This window comes from Tardiphaga sp. (assembly GCF_025356345.1).
Lineage (GTDB): Bacteria > Pseudomonadota > Alphaproteobacteria > Rhizobiales > Xanthobacteraceae > Tardiphaga.
The window spans coordinates 1-18,616 of sequence record NZ_JANXTC010000018.1; the positions used below are offsets into that span (position 1 = coordinate 1).

Genomic DNA, 18,616 nt, shown 5'->3' on the forward strand with positions numbered 1-18,616 from the left:
GCGGGATTCGGCGGCTCGCAGACGACGGCGGGCAACACGGCGGCGGGCTCGACGGGATCGACCAGCCGGATCTATGGCACCGCGATCGGCGCCGACTATCGCTTGTCGCCCTTCACGGTCGCCGGCTTCGCGCTGGCGGGCGGCGGCACCAATTTCGGCGGTGGCAATGGGCTCGGCACTGGCCGCAGTGACCTGTTCCAGGCCGGTGCCTTCCTCCGTCACACAATGGGGGCTGCTTATCTCAGCGGGGCGCTGGCCTATGGCTGGCAGGATGTGACGACCGATCGAACGGTTACACTCGGCAGCACCGATCAGTTGCGTGGCCGGTTCAACACCAATGCCTTCACGGGTCGCGTCGAAGGCGGCTATCGGCTGGATACACCATGGCTCGGCTGGGGCGTGACGCCCTATGCCGCCGCTCAGTTCACCACCTTCCTGCTGCCCGGCTATGGCGAGCAGGCCGTCTCCGGCTCCGGGACATTTGCCCTCAACTACGACAGCAAGACCGTCACGTCGCCACGTAGCGAAATCGGTCTGCGCAGCGACAAGTCCTTTGCGCTGCCGGACACCGTGCTGACTCTCCGCGGCCGTGCGGCATGGGCGCATGACTACAACACCAATCGCGCCGTCGGGGCGACCTTCCAGACCCTGCCCGGTGCGAGCTTTGTTGTGAACGGCGCGGCGCAGGCCCGCGATGCAGCGCTGACCACGGCATCGGCTGAACTGAAGTGGCGCAATGGCATCACCGTGGCGGCGACGTTTGAAGGCGAATTCTCCGAGGTGACTCGTTCGTATGCTGGCAAGGGTCTGGTGCGGTATAGCTGGTAGCAGAAGCGCTTCGCCTTCGACTTGCGGTCAGTAACCACTCTGGTCGCCCGCCCGGTGAAGAATGCCGCTTCGCGTCCAGGACCGTCACAGGGCAAGCCCAGTCACGAAGTGCGCAAACTAACGAAGCTGTGGCACCGTCGCCGCCATCGCCGTGGTCAGGGCCGCGATCAGCGAGATGATGTCATACGGCTTGCGCACGATCGGGACCTCGCCCAGCGAGGCCGGGATCAGGCTGGTCTCGCCATAGCCGGTGGCAAACACGAACGGAATGCCGCGCGCGACCAGCTCATGCGCCACCGGCAGCGAACTGCCATTGCCGAGGTTGACGTCGAGGATCGCCAGATCGGGCCGGAAGACGCTGAGGCCTTGCAGCGCTTCCTTCACGGAGGACGCCGTCTCCACCGTGGCGGCGCCCTCATGCATCAGCATGGTCTGCACATCCATTGCGATCAGCAACTGGTCCTCGACCATCAGGATCTTGAGGCCCCGCATCGAGACCTGCGGCGTAGTGTCGGCGAGACGGGCATGCACCGGCGGCCTCGCCAGCGGCGTCAGCCAGGTCACGAACCGTGCCGGGATCAGCAGTCGCACCCGCGCACCCGGCTCCTCGTAATGGACTTCGCTCTCGCCGCCAAGATCGTAGGGAATACTGCGGCCGATCAGCATCGAGCCAAAGCCCGGCTTGGCGATCGCATGGACCCGTGGACCATCGCGCTCGAGCCAGTCGATTTCGCAATCGCCCGTTTCGGTCCGCTGCCAATTCAGGCTGAGCCGGCCGGTGTTGACCGATAGCGCGCCATATTTGGCGGCGTTGGTCGCCAATTCGTGCAGCACCAGAGCGAGTACTGAGAACGCCCGCGAGTCGAGCAGCACGTCGGAACCGTCGAGCGCGATTCTGGCAACGGCATCCTTGTAGGGCGACAGCTCGGCCTCGGCGAGGTCGCGCAGGCCACCGCCGCCGGCGCCACGAATCACCTGGTCATGCGCCAGCGACAGCGCCTGGATACGGCCCTTCAACGAGGTGACGTAGGCCTCGATGCTGCGGCCTTCCTCGACCGGGTGCGAAACCAGCGACTTGATCAGGGCCAGGATATTTTTGACGCGGTGGTTGAGTTCCTCATTGAGCATCTTCTGCCGCAGATCGGCCTTGTGCCGCTCATCCGCCAGCATCTTGCTGTGGCGCATCACGACTTCCACCAGCGCGGTACGCGCGGCTTCGGCGGTATCGCGCTCGTCCTGAAGCCACGGCAGCGACTGCCGCTCCACTTCCTGCTTCCAGATCGCAAAACTCTTGCGCGGCGTCAAACGATCGCCGAGCGGACCGGCCTCATAGCGCTTGTTGGGATCGCCACCCCAGTTCACGGTCTGCGCGACCTCCTTGCGGAAGAATACCAGATAGTCGCGGGGCAATTGCGACAGCGGTACCGCCATCACGCCGGACACCGCCGCGCGATAATCTTCCGCGCTCGGCCAACACTCGGACAGCGCATTGCTGGCCCACACCCTGCCATCCGCCATCGACGCGATGAAAGCCATCAGCGCCGGCACCGCGACGGCCGGTGGCGTGCTGCCATGCGCGGTCCAGCTCTTGTTGATATAGAGCCCGATGCCATCGCACGGCAGCAGCGCGGTGAAGTCGCGGACATTGTCGCGCAATAAATCCTCGACCTCGCCATGCGGCAACACGTTCTGCATCAGACGATCGAGAAAACCACGCGTCCGCTCGCTGGCGAGCAACTTCTTCTTTTGGGTCAGCGCGTCGAGCTGCAGCGAGAAGAATTCGCCGAACATCTCGGCGGCGACACGCTGTTCCATCGGCAGCACGCGCGGCTCGTAATGATGACAGGCGATCAGCCCCCACAACACGCCACCACTGATGATCGAAATCGACATCGAGGCGCCGACGCCCATGTTGCGCAGATATTCACAATGCACCGACGAGACGCTGCGCAGATGCGCGAAGGACAAATCGAGCGGTTCGCCGGATGCGTCGAGGGCGGGTTCGATCGCGACGCGGTCGCCATTGGAATCCGAAACGATGCGAACGGTATTCTGCAAATACAGTATCCGCGCCTGTTGCGGGATGTCGCTCGCCGGGAAATGCTGGCCGTGAAAACTCTCCAGATCGCTGCGCCGGGCTTCGCTGATCACCTGGCCGGACCCATCATGGGCAAAGCGGTAGATCATCACCCGGTCGTAACCCAGCGCGGCGCGCAGCAGCCGCGCGGCATTGTCGAACAGGGCGTCGAGCTCGCAGACCTGGCCGATCCGGCCGATCAGCAGCCGCGCCAGTTCCAGCGGCGGCGTCACCTCGGCTTCGGTGGCCAGCTCGAATTCAACGATGCTGACACGGCGGTGCCGATGTATCGCGACGTTGAACGTATTGTCGGAACGGGCGATCTTCAGACCCAGCAGCAATCCAGGGCGGGTCAGGCTTCCCCATTTCGCGGCGGCGTTGCGAATGTCATGGGTGGCCTGTTCGCCGATCAAGTCGTCGAGCGTAGCACCATTGATATCAATCCCTCCAAGCCCGAGCATGGCGGCGGTATTGGCCGAGTGACGCCGCACCACCGCCACCGAACCGTCACAGGCCAGCAGACAGCCATGTGACTGAATGCTGCCGGGTATATGAATAGGTTCGCGGTCGCAATTGGTGAGATCGACGGGTTTCGTGGTGGCCAGCATGAAATAGGTCTCTTACAGCGCAGCATCGGCCCGGGTCGGTGCTCGCGCCTTGCCCGTTCAACAGTTTTACCGGATTGATGGATCCGCAAAAGCCTTCCGAATCGCCGGCGAGAAGCGGGAACGTCGAGCGGATGCGGCCCGATCGGTAGGACATGTAACGACGGAGCGCTCTATTTTGATCCCCCGCAAGGGAAAAAAATCACGTCATCGTCGTCCGCGCCGGGATCAGGTCAGTCTGTCGCACCCGCGGCCAACCAGGCGGCGATGGTAGCGCGCTCGGCGGCGGTCATTTCCGTTACGTTTCCGGGCGGCATGGCATTCGACCAGGCCGCGTTGCGCCCGATCAGCCTTGCATAGCGCCGGATGTGGCCGCCGTCGTCGAGCAAGATACCTTTTGGCGCGGTGGTAATCTTATCCCAGACCGGCTCCATGGCGTGGCACATGCCACAGCGGGTCGACACGATCTCTTGTACCGCCGCGAAGTCCGGCTGCGCCGGCAGCGCGCCGGTATGGACCTGGCGCGGGCCCGCCGCCGAGAGCAGGCCAATGGCGATCATGGCGACCGCGGCGACGCCCCACACCCACCAGGGTGATGGCCGATCGGCATGTCGCGCATTGAAGAAGTGCCGGATCACCGGCCCCAGCGCGAGCACGATGGCGACGATCACCCAGTTGAAGCGGGTGGCGAACAGTAGCGGGTAGTGGTTGCTGATCATCAGCACGATCACTGGCAGCGTCAGATAGTTGTTGTGGACCGAACGCTCCTTGCCGGCCGCGCCCCAGCGCGGGTCCGGAGTCTTTCCTGCCAGCAACGCGGCGACGATCTTGTTCTGGTTGGGGATGATGGTGGCGAAGACGTTGGCGACCATGATGGTGCCGACAACGGCGCCGATCTGGTTGAAGGCGCCGCGGCCGCTCAATACATGGGTGAAGGCATAGGTCAGCCCGACCAGGAACAGATAACCACCAATCGCGAACGGCAATTCATGGCGCGCCAGCCCGGAGCGGCACGCCGCCTCATACAGCAGCCATGCCAGCAGCAGGCTGCCGAGACTGAACAGCCCGGCCCGCAGCGGCGTCAGGTCGAGCACCGCCTTGTCGACCAGGAACAGATCCGCTTCGAGATAATAGACGATCAGCATCAGCACGAAGCCGGACAGCCAGGTGGTATAGGCCTCCCATTTGAACCAGGTCAGTTCGGTGGGCATCGCCGCCGGCGCCACCAGATATTTGACGATCCGGTAGAAGCCGCCGCCATGGACCTGCCACGCCTCGCCCTTGACGCCGTCCGGCAGGCCGCTGCCGGGCTTCAGGCTGAGGTCGAGATGGATGAAATAGAACGAACTGCCGATCCATCCCATCGCCGCCACCACATGCAGCCAGCGGAAAATCAGGCTGGCCCATTCGGTCGCGACGGATTGCCAGAGCATCGATGATTCCTGTTGAACAGGGCGGAAACTCCAGCCGTGACACAGCGGCGCCTCGACCTCGTTGACTCACGTCAAACCGGGCGTCGAGGATGGATCGTAGCCTGGATGAGTTTTCCATTGCTCGCAGAGCGAAGGAAAGGCGACATCCGGGACCTGCGCTTGATGAAAATTCCGCCCCCGGATGGCGGCCTCGCGATGCCGCGCATCGCACCGCCTCATCCGGGCTACACGTGCTACTCTTTCTTCCTTTTCCCCTTATGGGAGAAGGTGGCGCAAACGAAGTTCGCGTCGGATGAAGGAAGCTTGGTGACGGAGCGTACGGCCCGCCTCACCCGTCTTCGCTTCGCGAAGCCACCCTCTCCCACCAGGGGAGAGGGAAGCAAGCGCTCCTGCCCTACCTCGCCCGTCGTGAAAACACCGAGATCAGCACCGGCAGCGTGATCAGGATGACGAACGGCGCCAGCATCATGCCGACCACGACCACGACGGCGAGCGGCTTCTGCACCTGCGAGCCGATGCCCTCGGACAGCGCCGCCGGCGCGAGGCCGATGCCGGCCACGATGCAGGTCATCAGCACCGGACGCAGCTGCAACTCGCCGGTACGGATCACCGCCTTGATCCGCTCCATGCCCTCGTCGATCAGCTGGTTGAACTGCGACAGGATCAAAATCCCGTCCATCACCGCGATGCCGAACAGCGCGATGAAGCCGATCGCCGCCGAGACGCTGAATGGAATGTCGAACAGCAGCAGGCCAAGCACGCCGCCGAAGATCGCCATCGGGATCACGCTCATCGCCAGCAAGGTGTCCGCCACCGAGCCGAAATTGAACCATAGCAGCACCCCGATCAGCGCCAGGCTGATCGGTACCACGATCGACAGCCGCTTGATGGCATCCTGCAGATTGCCGAACTCACCAACCCACTCCGCCCGCGAACCAGCCGGTAGCTGCACCTGCGCCGCCACCTTCTCCTGGGCTTCGCGGATGGCGCTGCCGAGATCGCGCTCGCGCACCGAGAACTTGATCGGCAGATAGCGTTCCTGGCCCTCGCGATAGATATAGGCGGCGCCCGATACCAGGCTGATATTGGCAAGTTCGCTGAGCGGAATCTGCGCGACGGTGCCGTTCGGCCCGGGCGCGCCGACCCGCAGGTTCTGGATCGCCTCGGCGCTGCGACGGAATTCAGGCGCGAGGCGAACGATGATCGGGAAGTGCCGATCGGAGCCGGGCTCGTAGATATCGCCGGCGCTGTCGCCACCGATCGCCACCTTGATGGTGGCGTTGATGTCGCCCGGCGACAGGCCATAACGCGCCGCCTTGGCGCGGTCGATGTCGATCTGGATGGTCGGCTGGCCGAGCGAGGTGAACACCGCCAGATCGGTGACGCCCTGCACGGTGGCCAGCACCGACTTGATCTTGTTGGCGGTGACGGTCAGCGCCTCGAGGTCGTTGCCATACAGCTTGATGGAATTCTCGCCCTTCACACCGGAGACGGCCTCGGAGACGTTGTCCTGCAGATATTGCGAGAAGTTGAATTCGACGCCGGGAAATTTCGTCTGCAGCTCCTTCAACAAGCGCGCCGTCAGCGCGTCCTTGTCCTGCGGTGCCGGCCATTCGGTCGACGGCTTCAGCGGCGCGAAGAATTCGGCGTTGAACAGGCCGGCGGCGTCGGTGCCGTCATCGGGGCGGCCATGCTGTGACACCACCGATTCGACCTCAGGCTGGGCCCGGATCAGCTTGCGCATCTCGTTGACATAGGAGTTGCCCTCTTGCAGCGAGATGGTCGGCGGCAGCGTGGCGCGAATCCACAGATTGCCCTCTTCCAGCTTGGGCAGGAATTCCAGCCCGAGCATGCGCGCCAGGATGACGGTCAGCACCACCAGCACGACGCCGGCGCTCATCACCAGCCTGGTGTTGCGCACCGCCCAGATCAGCACCGGCATGTAGATCCGGTGCAACTGTCGCATGATCCAGGTTTCGGTTTCCTGGACATGCGCCGGCAGGATGATGGCGCTCAATGCCGGGGTGATGGTGAAGGTGGCGATCAGGCCGCCGGCCAGCGCATAGGCGTAGGTGCGCGCCATCGGCCCGAAGATGTTGCCCTCGACGCCGGACAGCGTGAACAGCGGCAGGAACGCGGCGATGATGATAGCGGCGGCAAAGAAGATCGAGCGCGACACGTCGGCGGAGGCGCTGAGGATGCCGTGCTTCTTCATGCCCATGATGGTCTCGGGCGAGATGTGGCTGGCCTCGGCCTCCGACAGTTCGGTGGTGTGCGACAGCCGGCGGAAGATCGCCTCCACCATGATCACGGTGCCATCGACGATCAGGCCGAAATCGATCGCCCCGACCGACAGCAGATTGGCGGATTCGCCGCGCAGTACCAGAATGATGACGGCGAAAAACAGCGCGAACGGAATCGTAGCGCCGACGATCAGCGCGCTGCGCAGATTGCCGAGGAACAGCCATTGCAGCAGCACGATCAGGACGATGCCGACCACCATGTTGTGCAGCACGGTATGGGTGGTGACGTCGATCAGGTCCTTGCGGTCATAGATGCGCTCGATCCGGACGCCGGGCGGCAGGATGCTGGAATTGTTGATCGTCTTTACGGTCTCTTCGACGCGGGTGATGGTCGGCGAGCTCTTTTCGCCACGGCGCATCAACACGATGCCCTGCACGATGTCGTCGTCCTGGTTGAGCCCGGCGATGCCCAGCCGCGGTTTCTCGCCGACCGACACGGTGGCGACGTCCTTGACCAGCACCGGATTGCCCGCGGTCTGCGAGATCATGGTGTTGGAGAGGTCCTCGATCGAGCGGATCAGGCCGACACCGCGCACGACCGCGGATTGCGAGCCGATATTGACCGTGTTGCCGCCGACATTGATGTTGGCGTTGCCGACCGCGGTCAGCAGTTGCGGCAGCGTCAGGCCATAGGCCACCAGCTTGTTGAAATCGACCTGGATCTCGTAGGTCTTGGTCTTGCCGCCCCAGCCGGTGACGTCGATGACGCCGGGCACCGAGCGGAAGCGGCGCTGCAGCACCCAATCCTGCAGGGTCTTGAGATCGAGCACACTGTAATTCGGCGGCCCGACCAGACGGTAGCGATAGATCTCGCCGATCGCCGACAGCGGCGAGATGCCGGGCTGCACATTGCCGGGCAGCGGCGTCAGCTGCGACAGCCGGTTCAGCACCTGCTGCAGCGCCTCGTCATAGGTGTAGTCGAACGAGAACTGCAGTTTGACGTCGGACAGGCCGTACAGCGAGATGGTGCGGATCGTCTTCAGGTTCTTGATGCCGGCGACCTGGGTCTCGATCGGGATCGTGATGTAGCGCTCGATCTCCTCCGACGACAGGCCGGGCGACTGCGTGACGATATCGACCATCGGCGGCGTCGGATCGGGATAGGCCTCGATATTGAGCTGATTGAACGCGAACAGCCCGCCGATGAAGACGGCGAGGAACAGGCCGACCATCAAATAACGGCGGTTGACGGCAATGGCGACGAGACGATCCATCCAGATCGGACCTTTCAGAGCAGCTCAGGCTGGGAAATTGGGAATTCGAATGGGATAGTCTCGTCAGTGCGAGGAGCGGTTGCGACGGAGCAATCCAGAGGTCACACGCGAAGATGAAGCTGGATTGCTTCGTCGCAAGCGCTCCTCGCAATGACGGCCGCTTAGCTGGCGGTGGCCGCGCGGTCGATGAACAGGCTGCCCTTGGTGACGATGCGCTCGCCGGGGCGCAAATTGCCCTGTACCTCGACCAGATTGCCATTGATGAGGCCGGTCTTGATCTGGCGCAGTTCGATGGTCTTGTCGGATTCATGCGCCACCCAGATCCGCACCTGGTCGCCTTCATAGATCAGCGCCGTCTTCGGCACGCCGACGGTCGGCTGATCGCCGGGGGCGTAGATCGTCACGGTGGCGAACATTTCCGGCTTGAGCTGGCCGGCGCTGTTGTCGAGCGTGGCGCGCACCATCAGCCGGCGCGTCGCGGGATCGAGCGCGGTGGCGACATAGTTGATCTTGCCGGTCAGCACGCGGCCGGGCAGCGCCAGCACGCTGAAGCTCATCTCCTGGCCGACTTCGACGGCGGCGGCCTCGGTCTCGCGCACAAAGGCGGTGAGCCACACCGAGGACAGGTCGCCGATCACGAACACCGGATCGCTGGCGCCCGAGCTGACATATTGTCCGGGACCGATCTTGCGCTGCACCACGGTGCCGGCCAGCGGCGCGTAGATGGTGGTCTCGGGATTGATGCGGCCCTTGTCCTGGAACGCGGTGATGGCTTCATCGGACAGGCCGAGGATGCGCAGCCGGTTGCGGGCGGCCTCCAGCGAGGTCTCGGCCGAGCGCTGGTCGTTCTGCGCCTGCAGCAAGGTCGCCTGGCTCTGCTGATAATCCTTCAGCGGCACGGCCTTGCCTTCGAACAGGTCCTGGGCGCGCTTGTTCTGGATCTGCGCCAGTTCGAGCTGCGAACGGGACTTGTTGAGACCGGTGACGGCGGTGACGAAATCGTTCTGCGCCTGCACGGTGTCGGCGGCCTCGATCACGAACAGCGGCTGGCCGGCGGTGACATGGTCGCCGGGCCTGGCGAGCAGCCGGGTAACGCGTCCGGCATAGGGTGAAAACACCGGGGTGGATTTGTCCTCATCGACGGCGATCTTGCCCTCGGTGACATATTCGGTGCGAAACGCGCGGGCATTGACCTGTTCGATGGTCAGGCTCGCCCATTCCGACGGGGTGGTAGCATAGCGCTGCGGGTTCTTGCGCGACTGGCTGGAGACCTCGGAATGGCCGAGCGGCGCCGCGGCATAGCGCGAGTAGCCCACGCCGGCCGCCACGAATAGCGCCGCGACGGCCACGCCGGCGATCAGCCGTTTCCGGGTAAGCATCTGGGATCTCTCAACTAATTTCGACACTGTCACACCCTTGCCGGAAACGCCATCTAGCCGCGGCGATTTGCCCTACGCGTGCGCTAATAGTGCGCATTTGCGCATGCAAACAATCTAAAAACGCATGTGCACTTACGAATCTCGGTTAAAACTTTGAACGACTGCGAACGGCTATCAACTGGGTGCCGGCCAATGCGGCCTGTCGCTGCCCAGCGGCACCGCCGGCCATGCCCAATGGGCCGGCGTGGTCGATAGCACCGCGGCATGACGAACCGCCGACAGAATGCCAAATCCGGACGGCATATCCTCGACAAAGGGCGGGATGGCGTCGGCGGACAGGTCGGGCGTTGCCAGCCCGCCGGCCAGCCGGCCCATCTCCCAGAGCCATTTGCCGGTGCGCGCCAGCGACACCTGAACATGCCAGCTGCCGCCTTCGCGGGCCTGGCGGGCCTTGGCCATCATAGCGCCAAACGCCATCAGATAGCCGGTGGCATGGTCGAGCATCTGCGCCGGCAATTCCTTGGGTACGTGGAGGCCGGCGGCGCGTGCTTCGGCATGGTTGAAGCCGGTGGCGCATTGCACCAGCGAGTCGAAGCCGCGTCGTCCGGCCCACGGCCCGGCGCGGCCATAGGCGGACAGCGAGACATAGATGAGGCCCGGGCTGAGCGCCGCGGCCTCCTCCGGCGCGAAGCCGAGCGCCGCCAGCGCCTGCGGCCGATAGCCCTGCGAAAAGATGTCGGCACCGGCGAGCAGGCCGCGCAGCGCCGCGACACCCTGCCCGGTTTTCAGATCGGCAAAGCTGGAAAGCTTGCCACGGCCGGTGTCGATGGTGAGCCACGGGATCGCCGGCAGATCGGGGCTGGAGACCAGCATCACCTCGGCGCCATGCGCGGCCAGCGTTCGCCCCGCCACCGGGCCGGCGATGACGCGGGACAGGTCGAGCACGCGCAGACCGGACAGCGGCCGCTCGCCCGCGGGCCACGGCTTTGCCGCGGCGTCGCCAATTTTGGTGATCTCGACCAGCGGTAGTCGGTCGATCGCGCTGGCCTGGGGCAGCGCCTGCCACTCGTCATAAGAGCGCATCATCGCGACGACGCCGCCGGCGGCGTAGGCGGCCGTCTCGAACGCTTCGCCCTGCCATGTAAGCAGCGCCGCCTGCACCGCGTCGCGCTCGGCAACGCAGTTCAGCACCCGGCAAACGGCATCGCGATGATGGGCAAAATTAGTGTGCAGCCGGACAAAATTGCCGTCACCAGTCCTGTAGACGCCGGCGATCGCGTCCCAGGCCGGCGGCGGCGGGTTGCCGTCAAGCCGGAGGTAGCGCTCGGAGCGGCATTCGACCACGGCGTGGCGCATGTCGACGCTGACGCCCTGCGGCTGCCCGCCACGCTGCGTCCAGATCTGCGCGGCGGCGAGCCCCGCCGCGGCGATGCTGATTTGCGCCGCCGCGCCGACGCGAAATGAAGACGGCAATTGCGGCTCGTCGCCGCCCAGCGTCACCCCGTCGAGCGCGACCGGATCGCCTCCGGCTTCCGTCCACAGATCGGCCAGCATCTCGCGGGGCGTGCGCATCGACTTCCCATCCTGTTCAGCACTGTCCTCCTTTAGCGGCAGGCCGGCTGAATGATTGCTGAACGGGCGCAGGAGTCGCGCGCAAGCTTAACTTCGCCTCAGCCGTTGCGATACGTGTAGCTGTAGCCGTTCAGCGCCGGGGCGCCGCCGAGATGGGCGTAGAGCACCTTCGATCCCTCGGGAAAGAAGCCCTTCTTCACCAGATCCATCATGCCCTGCATCGACTTGCCCTCATAGACCGGGTCGGTGATCATCGCCTCGGTCCTGGCGGCGAAGCGGATCGCCTCGCTGGTCTCGTGACTAGGCACGCCGTAGGCCGGATAGGCATAGTCCTCGAGGATGACGATCTCGTCGTCGCGGACCGCGCGGCCGAGTTCGACCAGTTCGGCCGTGCGGTCGACGATCTCGCGGACCTGGGCGCGGGTCTGCACCGGCGTGCCGGAGGCATCGATGCCGATCACGCGGTCGGCGCGGTTGTCGGCCGCGAAGCCGACGATCATGCCGGCCTGGGTCGAGCCGGTGACCACGCAGACGATGATGTAGTCGAAGGTGATGCCCATCTGCGCTTCCTGGGCGCGGACCTCTTCGGCGAAACCGACATAGCCGAGCCCGCCAAACTTGTGCACCGAGGCACCGGCCGGAATGCCATAGGGCTTGCCGCCGGCATCCTTGACCGACTGGATCGCATCTTCCCAGCTCCTGCGGATGCCGATGTCGAAGCCGTCATCGACGATGCGGCTGTCGGCGCCCATCAATCGCGTCATCATGATGTTGCCGACCCGGTCATAGACCGCGTCCTCATGCGGCACCCAGCTTTCCTGGATCACGACGCATTTCATGCCGATCTTGGCCGCGGTGGCGGCGACCAGGCGGGTGTGGTTGGACTGCACGCCACCGATCGAGACCAGCGTATCGGCATTCGAGGCGATCGCGTCGGGCACGATGTATTCCAGCTTGCGCAGCTTGTTGCCGCCCATCGCGAGGCCGGAATTGCAGTCGTCGCGCTTGGCATAGATCTGCACCTTGCCGCCGAGCGCTTCGGTCATTCGCGGCAGATGCTCGATCGGCGTCGGGCCAAAGGTCAGCGGATAGCGGTCGAACTTGTCGAGTCTGAGCATGGGATCTCCGGAAGTTTTGCGTGGCGCAAAATAGCATCCCGCTGGCGAAAGGTGCTCCCGAAGATGGCGGGATTTCTTTACACAAGCGTGGCAGTTCATCATTATACTTTCACTTATTTTCCATTTTATGGACTTTTATGAAAGAATCTTCCGAACCCGTTTCGCTCGACCGCATCGACCGAAAAATCCTGCAGCGCCTGCAGCGCGACGGCCGGCTGACCAATGCCGAACTGGCCAAGGCGGCCAGCATCAGCGCCGCGACCTGCCACCGGCGGACGCAGCGATTGTTCGACAACGGTTTTATACGTTCGGTACGGGCCGAGATCGCGCCGCAGATGGTCAGCCGCGGCACGCTGGTGATGGTCGGCGTCGTACTCGACCGCTCGACCCCGGAGAGTTTCGCGGCGTTCGAGGCGGCGATCGAAAAACTGTCCTTCGTGCTCGACTGCCATCTGGTAGCGGGCGATTTCGACTTCTTCCTGAAGATCCGCGCACGCGACATCGCCGATTTCAACCGCCTGCACGGCGAACAGCTGATCGCGCTGCCCGGCGTGCGACAGACGCGGACGTTTTTCGTGATGAAGGAGGTGGTCGACAACCGGCCGCTGGATTTTTGAAGGGAATGGAAGATCGTGTCCCGGACGCGGTGCGGCGCGGAGTGCCGCTCCGCAGATCCGGGATCCCGGTCTCTTACTCGCACAACCGGGACCCCGGATCTGCGGCGCACCACGCCGCAAGAAGCGGCGCGCCGCACCGCGTCCGGGGAACGATACCAGCGAGCGCCAGCCCTAATGAAAATCCCGCGACTTTGGCAAAATCCGCACATCACGCGGGTGACGGATTTTCTGGGCGGGATTGTCGGGGTGTTCGCGGCGGTCGTCGTTGAGCGGTTCGGATGCCGGGCCCAGTGACAGCGCCGGCGGCTGCGCCAGATTGTCGGACAGCCGTGCCATCTCGTGACTGCGATCGAACAGGCGTTCGGCGACCAGATGCACGACCTTCTCCTTGCTGCTCTGGATGCGGCCCTCGACCACGATCAGCCGCGCGCCCATCACCTCCTTGCGAAACTGCTCCATGATCGACGGCCACACCACGATATTGGCGATGCCGGTCTCGTCCTCCAGCGTCATGAACACCACGCCATTGGCGCTGCCCGGCCGCTGCCGCACCAGCACCACGCCGGCGCAGCGCACCCGACGCTTATCATTGGCGTGAACGATCGATGCGCAGGTCACCACGCCCTTGGCAGCCAACATCGGCCGCAGAAATTCCATCGGGTGCCCCTTCAGCGACAGCCGAATGGTCTGATAATCCGCCACCACCTGCTCCGAGCGCGGCATCTCCGGCAGCGGTTTGGTGTTCTCATCCGGTTGCTCGCGCGCGGAGGCCGCCTCGAACAACGGCAGCGCCACGTCGTCGGGCAGCCGCCGCACAGCCCAGAGCGCGGCGCGGCGATCGAGCCCGATAGAGCGGAACGCATCGGCATCGGCCAGCGCAATCAGCGCCCGCTTCGGCAGCGCGGTATCGCGGGCAAAGTCCTCCAGCGAGGTGAAGGGCTTTTTCGCGCGTGCCGCGATAATGCGGGCGCCCCAGTCCTCGGTGGATGGCTTGTTTTTGGCAAGTCGTTCGCGCTCTTCGTCGGGGTCAGCCCATTTGAAGCCGTCGATCTGGCGAAAGCCGAGACGAACGGCGTGATAGGGACCGCTGGTCTGTTCCAGCGTATTCTGGCTGTGGCTGAACGAAACATCGATGTCGCGGACCTTGACCTTGTTCTGCTGGGCGTCGCGCACGATCTGCGACGGCGCATAAAAGCCCATCGGCTGCGAGTTCAGCAGGCCGCAGCAGAAGGCGTCGGGGTGATAATGCTTCAGCCATGACGAGACATAGACCAGTTGCGCGAACGCCGCCGCATGGCTCTCCGGAAAACCGTAACTGCCAAACCCCTTGATCTGCTCGAAGCAATTCCTGGCGAAGGTCGCGTCATATCCACGGGCAATCATGTTGCCGACCATCTTCTCTTCAAACGTGCCGATGGTGCCGACGTTGCGAAACGTCGCCATCGCGCGGCGCAGGCCATTGGCCTGTTCCGAGGTGAATTCCGCCGCGACGATGGCGATCCGCATCGCCTGCTCCTGGAACAGCGGCACGCCGAGCGTCTTCTTCAACACGTTGTATAGTTCGTTCTTATCGCCACCTTTCGGATAGGGGTAGTCGATGTCCTCCGGATTCATCGCCCGCCGCTTCAGATAGGGATGCACCATGTCGCCCTGGATCGGACCTGGCCGCACGATCGCGACCTCGATGACGAGGTCGTAAAAGTCCTTCGGCTTCAGCCGCGGCAGCATGTTCATCTGGGCGCGGCTCTCGACCTGGAACACGCCGAGCGATTCTCCGCGCTGCAGCATCTTGAAGACATTCGCCGCGTCGGGCGCCTCAGCCTTGATATCCCGGAGTTCGTAACCCTGCCCCTTGTGCCGCTGGATCAGGTCGAAACATTTGCGGATGCAGGTCAGCATGCCCAGCGCGAGAATATCGACCTTCATCATCTTCAGCGTATCGACATCGTCCTTGTCCCATTCGATGAAAGTGCGGTCCTCCATCGCGGCGTTGCCGATCGGCACATAGCTGTCGAGCCGATCCTGGGTCAGCACATAGCCGCCGACATGCTGCGACAGATGCCGCGGAAATTCGATCAGTTGAATGGCAAGATCGATGGCGCGGACGATCATCGGATTGTTCGGATCGAGCCCGGCCTGCCGCACCTGCATCTCGTTGAGCCCCTTACCCCAGCTTCCCCACACGGTGTCGGCCAGCGCCGACGTCACGTCCTCGGTCAGCCCCAGCGCCTTGCCGACATCGCGGATCGCCGAGCGCGGGCGATAATGGATCACGGTGGCGATGATCGCGGCGCGATGCCGGCCATAGCGGCGATAGACATATTGCATCACCTCCTCGCGCCGGATGTGCTCGAAATCGACATCGATATCGGGCGGCTCCAGCCGCTCCTTGGAAATGAAGCGCTCGAACAGCAGGTCAACCTCGGCGGGATTGACCGAGGTGACGTCCAGCATGTAGCAGACCGCCGAATTGGCGGCCGATCCCCTGCCCTGACATAGAATGTTCTGGCTGCGGGCAAATCGCACGATGTCATGCACGGTCAGGAAGTAATGCGCGTAATCGAGCTCGGCGATCAGCGCGAGCTCCTTTCGCAGCGTGGCTTCGAGCTTGGGATCATGCGTATTGGGGAATTTCTGGCCGAAGCCTTCCCAGGTCAGATCCTCCAGGTGCTGCTGCGCGGTCTTGCCGGCCGGTACCGGTTCGTTCGGGTACTGGTATTTGAGCTGGTCGAGCGAAAAATCGATGCGATCGGCGAAGCGGATGGTTTCACCGATGGCCTCGGGATGATCGCGGAACAGCCGGACCATTTCGGCGACCGGCTTGAGATGCCGTTCCGCATTCATTTCCAGCAGGCGGCCGGCTGTCTCGATGGTGGTTTTTTCCCGGATGCAACTGACGACATCCTGCAGGATGCGGCGCTCGGGCGAATGGTACAGCACGTCATTGGTGGCGATGAGGGGGACACCCGCGAGGCAAGCGATGTGCCGCAGTTTCGCCAAACGGCGCTTGTCATCGCCACGGTGAAACAGGCTGGCCGCGAGCCAGACGCCTTCCGCCGGCAGCCGCGACAGCGCCTCGAGCACCCGCGGCAGCCGTCCGGCATCGAGACGATAGGCCGGCATCAGCACCAGCAGCAGGCCTTCGCTGAAATCGGCGAGATCGCCGAGTTGCAACCGGCATTCCCCCTTGTCGCCGCGCAGCTTGCCGATGCTGAGCAGCCGGCACAACAATCCATAGGCGGCGCGGTCGCGCGGATAGGCCAGAATATCCGGCGTGCCGTCATCAAACACCAGCCGCGCCCCGATCAGCAATTTCGGGATGTAAGTGAGATCCTTGTTGTCCAGCTCGGCAAAAGCGCGGACCACGCCGGCCAGCGTGTTGCCATCGGCAATGCCGATCGCATGCAGACGCTCGACGCTGGCCTGATGCACGTAATCCTGCGGATGCGACGCCCCGCGCAGGAACGAGAAATTAGTAGTCACGCCGATCTCGGCGTAGGCTGGTGCGATCATGCGAACAGCCCGTGCATGAACCATTTCGGCTGCACGACTTCGCCATACATGCCGTCGCGGAACAGCCAGAACCGCTGACCGGCCTCATCCTCGATGCGGAAATAATCCCGTGTCGGCATGGCGTCGTGCGAGCGCCACCATTCCATGCTCACCCGCTCCGGTCCTTCCACATGAACGATCCGGTGGAAGGCGCGCCGCCAGGTGAAATGTTTCGGCGGTCGGTCGGGCGCTTCGACGAGGCCGACGTCGATCAGCTCCGGATATTCGAACAACCGCAGCGGCCGCAGCGGCGGCTCGTCGCCGGCGCGCGCCGGCCACACCGCCTGCGAGGCCATGACCAGATGATGCTGTGCCGGCGCCGCCCATACCGCGCGCTCCGGGATGTGCGTATCCACCGGCAGATGCACAACGACGCGGCGCGGGCCGATCCGCGCCGCGATGCGGTCGATCAGGGCGCTGAGATCGTCATTGTCATGCACGTTGGCGTCGAGGTCGCGCTGCTGCTGCACCACGATCTCGGTGCGCCCCGCGGAGAGGCGAATGAGATCAAAACCGAAACCGGGATCGAGCGGATCAGCGATGGCGTCGATGCGTTCGCGGAACAGCCGGTCGATCACCTCGCTTTTGGTGACCGGCTGGCCGGTCTCTACCGTGATCGCGCGCACCGCGCCGTCGGTGCGGAAGAAGCTGGCTTCCAGCCGTCGCGCGCCCTTGCCCTGTTTGTCCATCGCGCCGACCAGCATTTTCGCAAGGCTCGACAACGTCGCCGCGATCACGCCGTCGGTGGCGATGGGCTCCGGAAAACGCTTTTCGACGATGTAGTCCGGCAGCGGTTTTCGCGGGGATATCGGCGCGTCCGACAGCCCCAGCGCCTGCTCGAGACGCGTGGTGAAACGGGCGCCGAACCGCGCGGTGATCTCGTGCCGCGCCCGCGCGGCGACGTCGCCGATGGTCTTTAGCCCGGCGCGGCGCAGGCCCTGGGTGATAGCGGCCTCGGCGCCGAGCGTGAACACCGGCAGCGGCTGGATCGCCGCGGCCTCCGCGCCATCGGCAATGACGCGGCCATGGACATAATGGCTGAGCGTGCGCGCGCAGACCGAGGTGCCGGCAATCGCCGCGCTGACGACAAAGCCCTGCGCGGAGAGCGAGCCGCACAGCATCCGCATCAACGCGGCCTCGCCGCCGAACAGATGCGCGCAGCCGGTGATGTCGAGGAACAACGCGTCCGGCGCATCCAGCGCCACCAGCGGCGTGAAGCGATCGCACCAGTCGGCGATGTGGTTCAGCAGCTGCGCATCGGCCACGGGATCAGCGTCGAACACCTGCGCATCCGGGCACACCGCGCGGGCATTGGCGAGCGGCAGGCCGACTTCAAGTCCGATTTTGGCGGCGGCGTCATCGAGCGCAACAATCTGCAACGCGTTGCTGTTTTTGGCGACAACGATCATTGGATGGGGATTAGCCGGCGCGTCGCTGCGTGTGCGCTGGCGCTGCAAGCGATCGGTCGGCAGCCGCGGCAGCCACAGGCTGAGTATCCGGCGCTTCACGGAACAGGCACTCATCACACTTCCATTCCATGATCCAGTGGCCGTTGGGGCCATGACGATTGCGAACCAGTTGCGCGTCCACCATCGGCGCGCCCCATATCTGCCAGAGCGTGCCGGGTGGCGAATGCGCGGAGCGCACGATCCAGCGCGTCTCCGCGGTCGAGGCGCTCGGCGTCGCTGCGACCCGCAGCAGCAGCGCGGTGACGCCGGAGCCGCGCGCCGCCAATGTCAGCTTGCGGCTGGCGACGAGGTCGAACTGCTGGCTCTCGCCCAGCGTCTCCAGCACCACGGCGCCCAGCGCGTCGCAGGCCAAGGCATCCGCCGTGGTGCGCAACGCCGCCTCGACATCGGGCGCACGCACCGTCACCAGCAGCCGCGGATCGAGGCCGAGTTCGCCCCAGCCGCGCAGC

The 18,616-nt window shown here is 64.3% G+C and carries 10 protein-coding genes and 1 pseudogene; 2 read left to right on the top strand and 9 right to left on the bottom strand.

Annotated elements, in window-relative coordinates; translation table 11 throughout:
• The coding region (locus tag Q0S16_RS00825) for an autotransporter outer membrane beta-barrel domain-containing protein (protein ID WP_295843977.1) at nucleotides 1-828 on the top strand (828 nt) is incomplete at its 5' end.
• A 117-nt stretch (nucleotides 829-945) separates the two neighbouring features.
• Here Q0S16_RS00825 and Q0S16_RS00830 read toward each other — a convergent pair.
• The 6 genes from Q0S16_RS00830 to Q0S16_RS00855 form a co-directional block, all read right to left on the bottom strand.
• Nucleotides 946-3,513 (bottom strand): HWE histidine kinase domain-containing protein, encoded by a 2,568-nt coding sequence (locus Q0S16_RS00830; RefSeq protein WP_295843979.1) that lies wholly within the window; start codon nucleotides 3,511-3,513, stop codon nucleotides 946-948.
• Nucleotides 3,514-3,743: 230 nt separating this feature from the next.
• On the bottom strand, nucleotides 3,744-4,943 hold the full coding sequence (locus Q0S16_RS00835) for a urate hydroxylase PuuD (RefSeq protein ID WP_295843981.1): 1,200 nt from the start codon (nucleotides 4,941-4,943) through the stop codon (nucleotides 3,744-3,746).
• 394 nt (nucleotides 4,944-5,337) lie between these two features.
• Nucleotides 5,338-8,460 (bottom strand): CusA/CzcA family heavy metal efflux RND transporter, encoded by a 3,123-nt coding sequence (locus tag Q0S16_RS00840; protein WP_295843985.1) that lies wholly within the window; start codon nucleotides 8,458-8,460, stop codon nucleotides 5,338-5,340.
• A 161-nt stretch (nucleotides 8,461-8,621) separates the two neighbouring features.
• On the bottom strand, nucleotides 8,622-9,839 hold the full coding sequence (locus tag Q0S16_RS00845) for an efflux RND transporter periplasmic adaptor subunit (RefSeq protein ID WP_295843987.1): 1,218 nt from the start codon (nucleotides 9,837-9,839) through the stop codon (nucleotides 8,622-8,624).
• A 174-nt stretch (nucleotides 9,840-10,013) separates the two neighbouring features.
• Complete coding sequence (locus Q0S16_RS00850) at nucleotides 10,014-11,411, bottom strand: CoA transferase (RefSeq protein WP_295843988.1); 1,398 nt, start codon at nucleotides 11,409-11,411, stop codon at nucleotides 10,014-10,016.
• A gap of 98 nt (nucleotides 11,412-11,509) precedes the next feature.
• Nucleotides 11,510-12,529 carry a 1-aminocyclopropane-1-carboxylate deaminase gene (locus Q0S16_RS00855; RefSeq protein ID WP_295843990.1) on the bottom strand — a complete coding sequence of 340 codons (1,020 nt, stop codon included), beginning with the start codon at nucleotides 12,527-12,529 and terminating at the stop codon, nucleotides 11,510-11,512.
• A gap of 137 nt (nucleotides 12,530-12,666) precedes the next feature.
• Here Q0S16_RS00855 and Q0S16_RS00860 point away from each other — a divergent pair, with 137 nt between their 5' ends.
• Nucleotides 12,667-13,146: an Lrp/AsnC ligand binding domain-containing protein gene (locus Q0S16_RS00860; protein WP_295843994.1), complete on the top strand. Its 480-nt coding sequence runs from the start codon at nucleotides 12,667-12,669 to the stop codon at nucleotides 13,144-13,146.
• A gap of 171 nt (nucleotides 13,147-13,317) precedes the next feature.
• Here Q0S16_RS00860 and Q0S16_RS00865 read toward each other — a convergent pair whose 3' ends face one another.
• The 3 genes and pseudogenes from Q0S16_RS00865 to Q0S16_RS00875 all read right to left on the bottom strand — a co-directional run.
• Nucleotides 13,318-16,659, bottom strand: a complete 3,342-nt coding sequence (locus Q0S16_RS00865; protein ID WP_295843996.1) for an error-prone DNA polymerase — start codon at nucleotides 16,657-16,659, stop codon at nucleotides 13,318-13,320.
• Entirely contained in the window at nucleotides 16,656-18,221 is a 1,566-nt protein-coding gene (locus Q0S16_RS00870; RefSeq protein ID WP_295843997.1) for a DNA polymerase Y family protein, read from the bottom strand. Before Q0S16_RS00870 ends, Q0S16_RS00865 begins: the two co-directional genes overlap by 4 nt.
• Nucleotides 18,118-18,616 (bottom strand): annotated as a pseudogene (locus Q0S16_RS00875) (DNA repair protein); the annotation flags it as partial. The gene Q0S16_RS00870 and the pseudogene Q0S16_RS00875, both read right to left, overlap by 104 nt.

Coding starts and splice junctions, on each gene's coding strand:
- Q0S16_RS00830 (WP_295843979.1), bottom strand. CDS start 3,513: ATGCTGGCCACCACGAAACCCGTCGATCTCACCAATTGCGACCGCGAA.
- Q0S16_RS00835 (WP_295843981.1), bottom strand. CDS start 4,943: ATGCTCTGGCAATCCGTCGCGACCGAATGGGCCAGCCTGATTTTCCGC.
- Q0S16_RS00840 (WP_295843985.1), bottom strand. CDS start 8,460: ATGGATCGTCTCGTCGCCATTGCCGTCAACCGCCGTTATTTGATGGTC.
- Q0S16_RS00845 (WP_295843987.1), bottom strand. CDS start 9,839: ATGCTTACCCGGAAACGGCTGATCGCCGGCGTGGCCGTCGCGGCGCTA.
- Q0S16_RS00850 (WP_295843988.1), bottom strand. CDS start 11,411: ATGCGCACGCCCCGCGAGATGCTGGCCGATCTGTGGACGGAAGCCGGA.
- Q0S16_RS00855 (WP_295843990.1), bottom strand. CDS start 12,529: ATGCTCAGACTCGACAAGTTCGACCGCTATCCGCTGACCTTTGGCCCG.
- Q0S16_RS00860 (WP_295843994.1), top strand. CDS start 12,667: ATGAAAGAATCTTCCGAACCCGTTTCGCTCGACCGCATCGACCGAAAA.
- Q0S16_RS00865 (WP_295843996.1), bottom strand. CDS start 16,659: ATGATCGCACCAGCCTACGCCGAGATCGGCGTGACTACTAATTTCTCG.
- Q0S16_RS00870 (WP_295843997.1), bottom strand. CDS start 18,221: ATGAGTGCCTGTTCCGTGAAGCGCCGGATACTCAGCCTGTGGCTGCCG.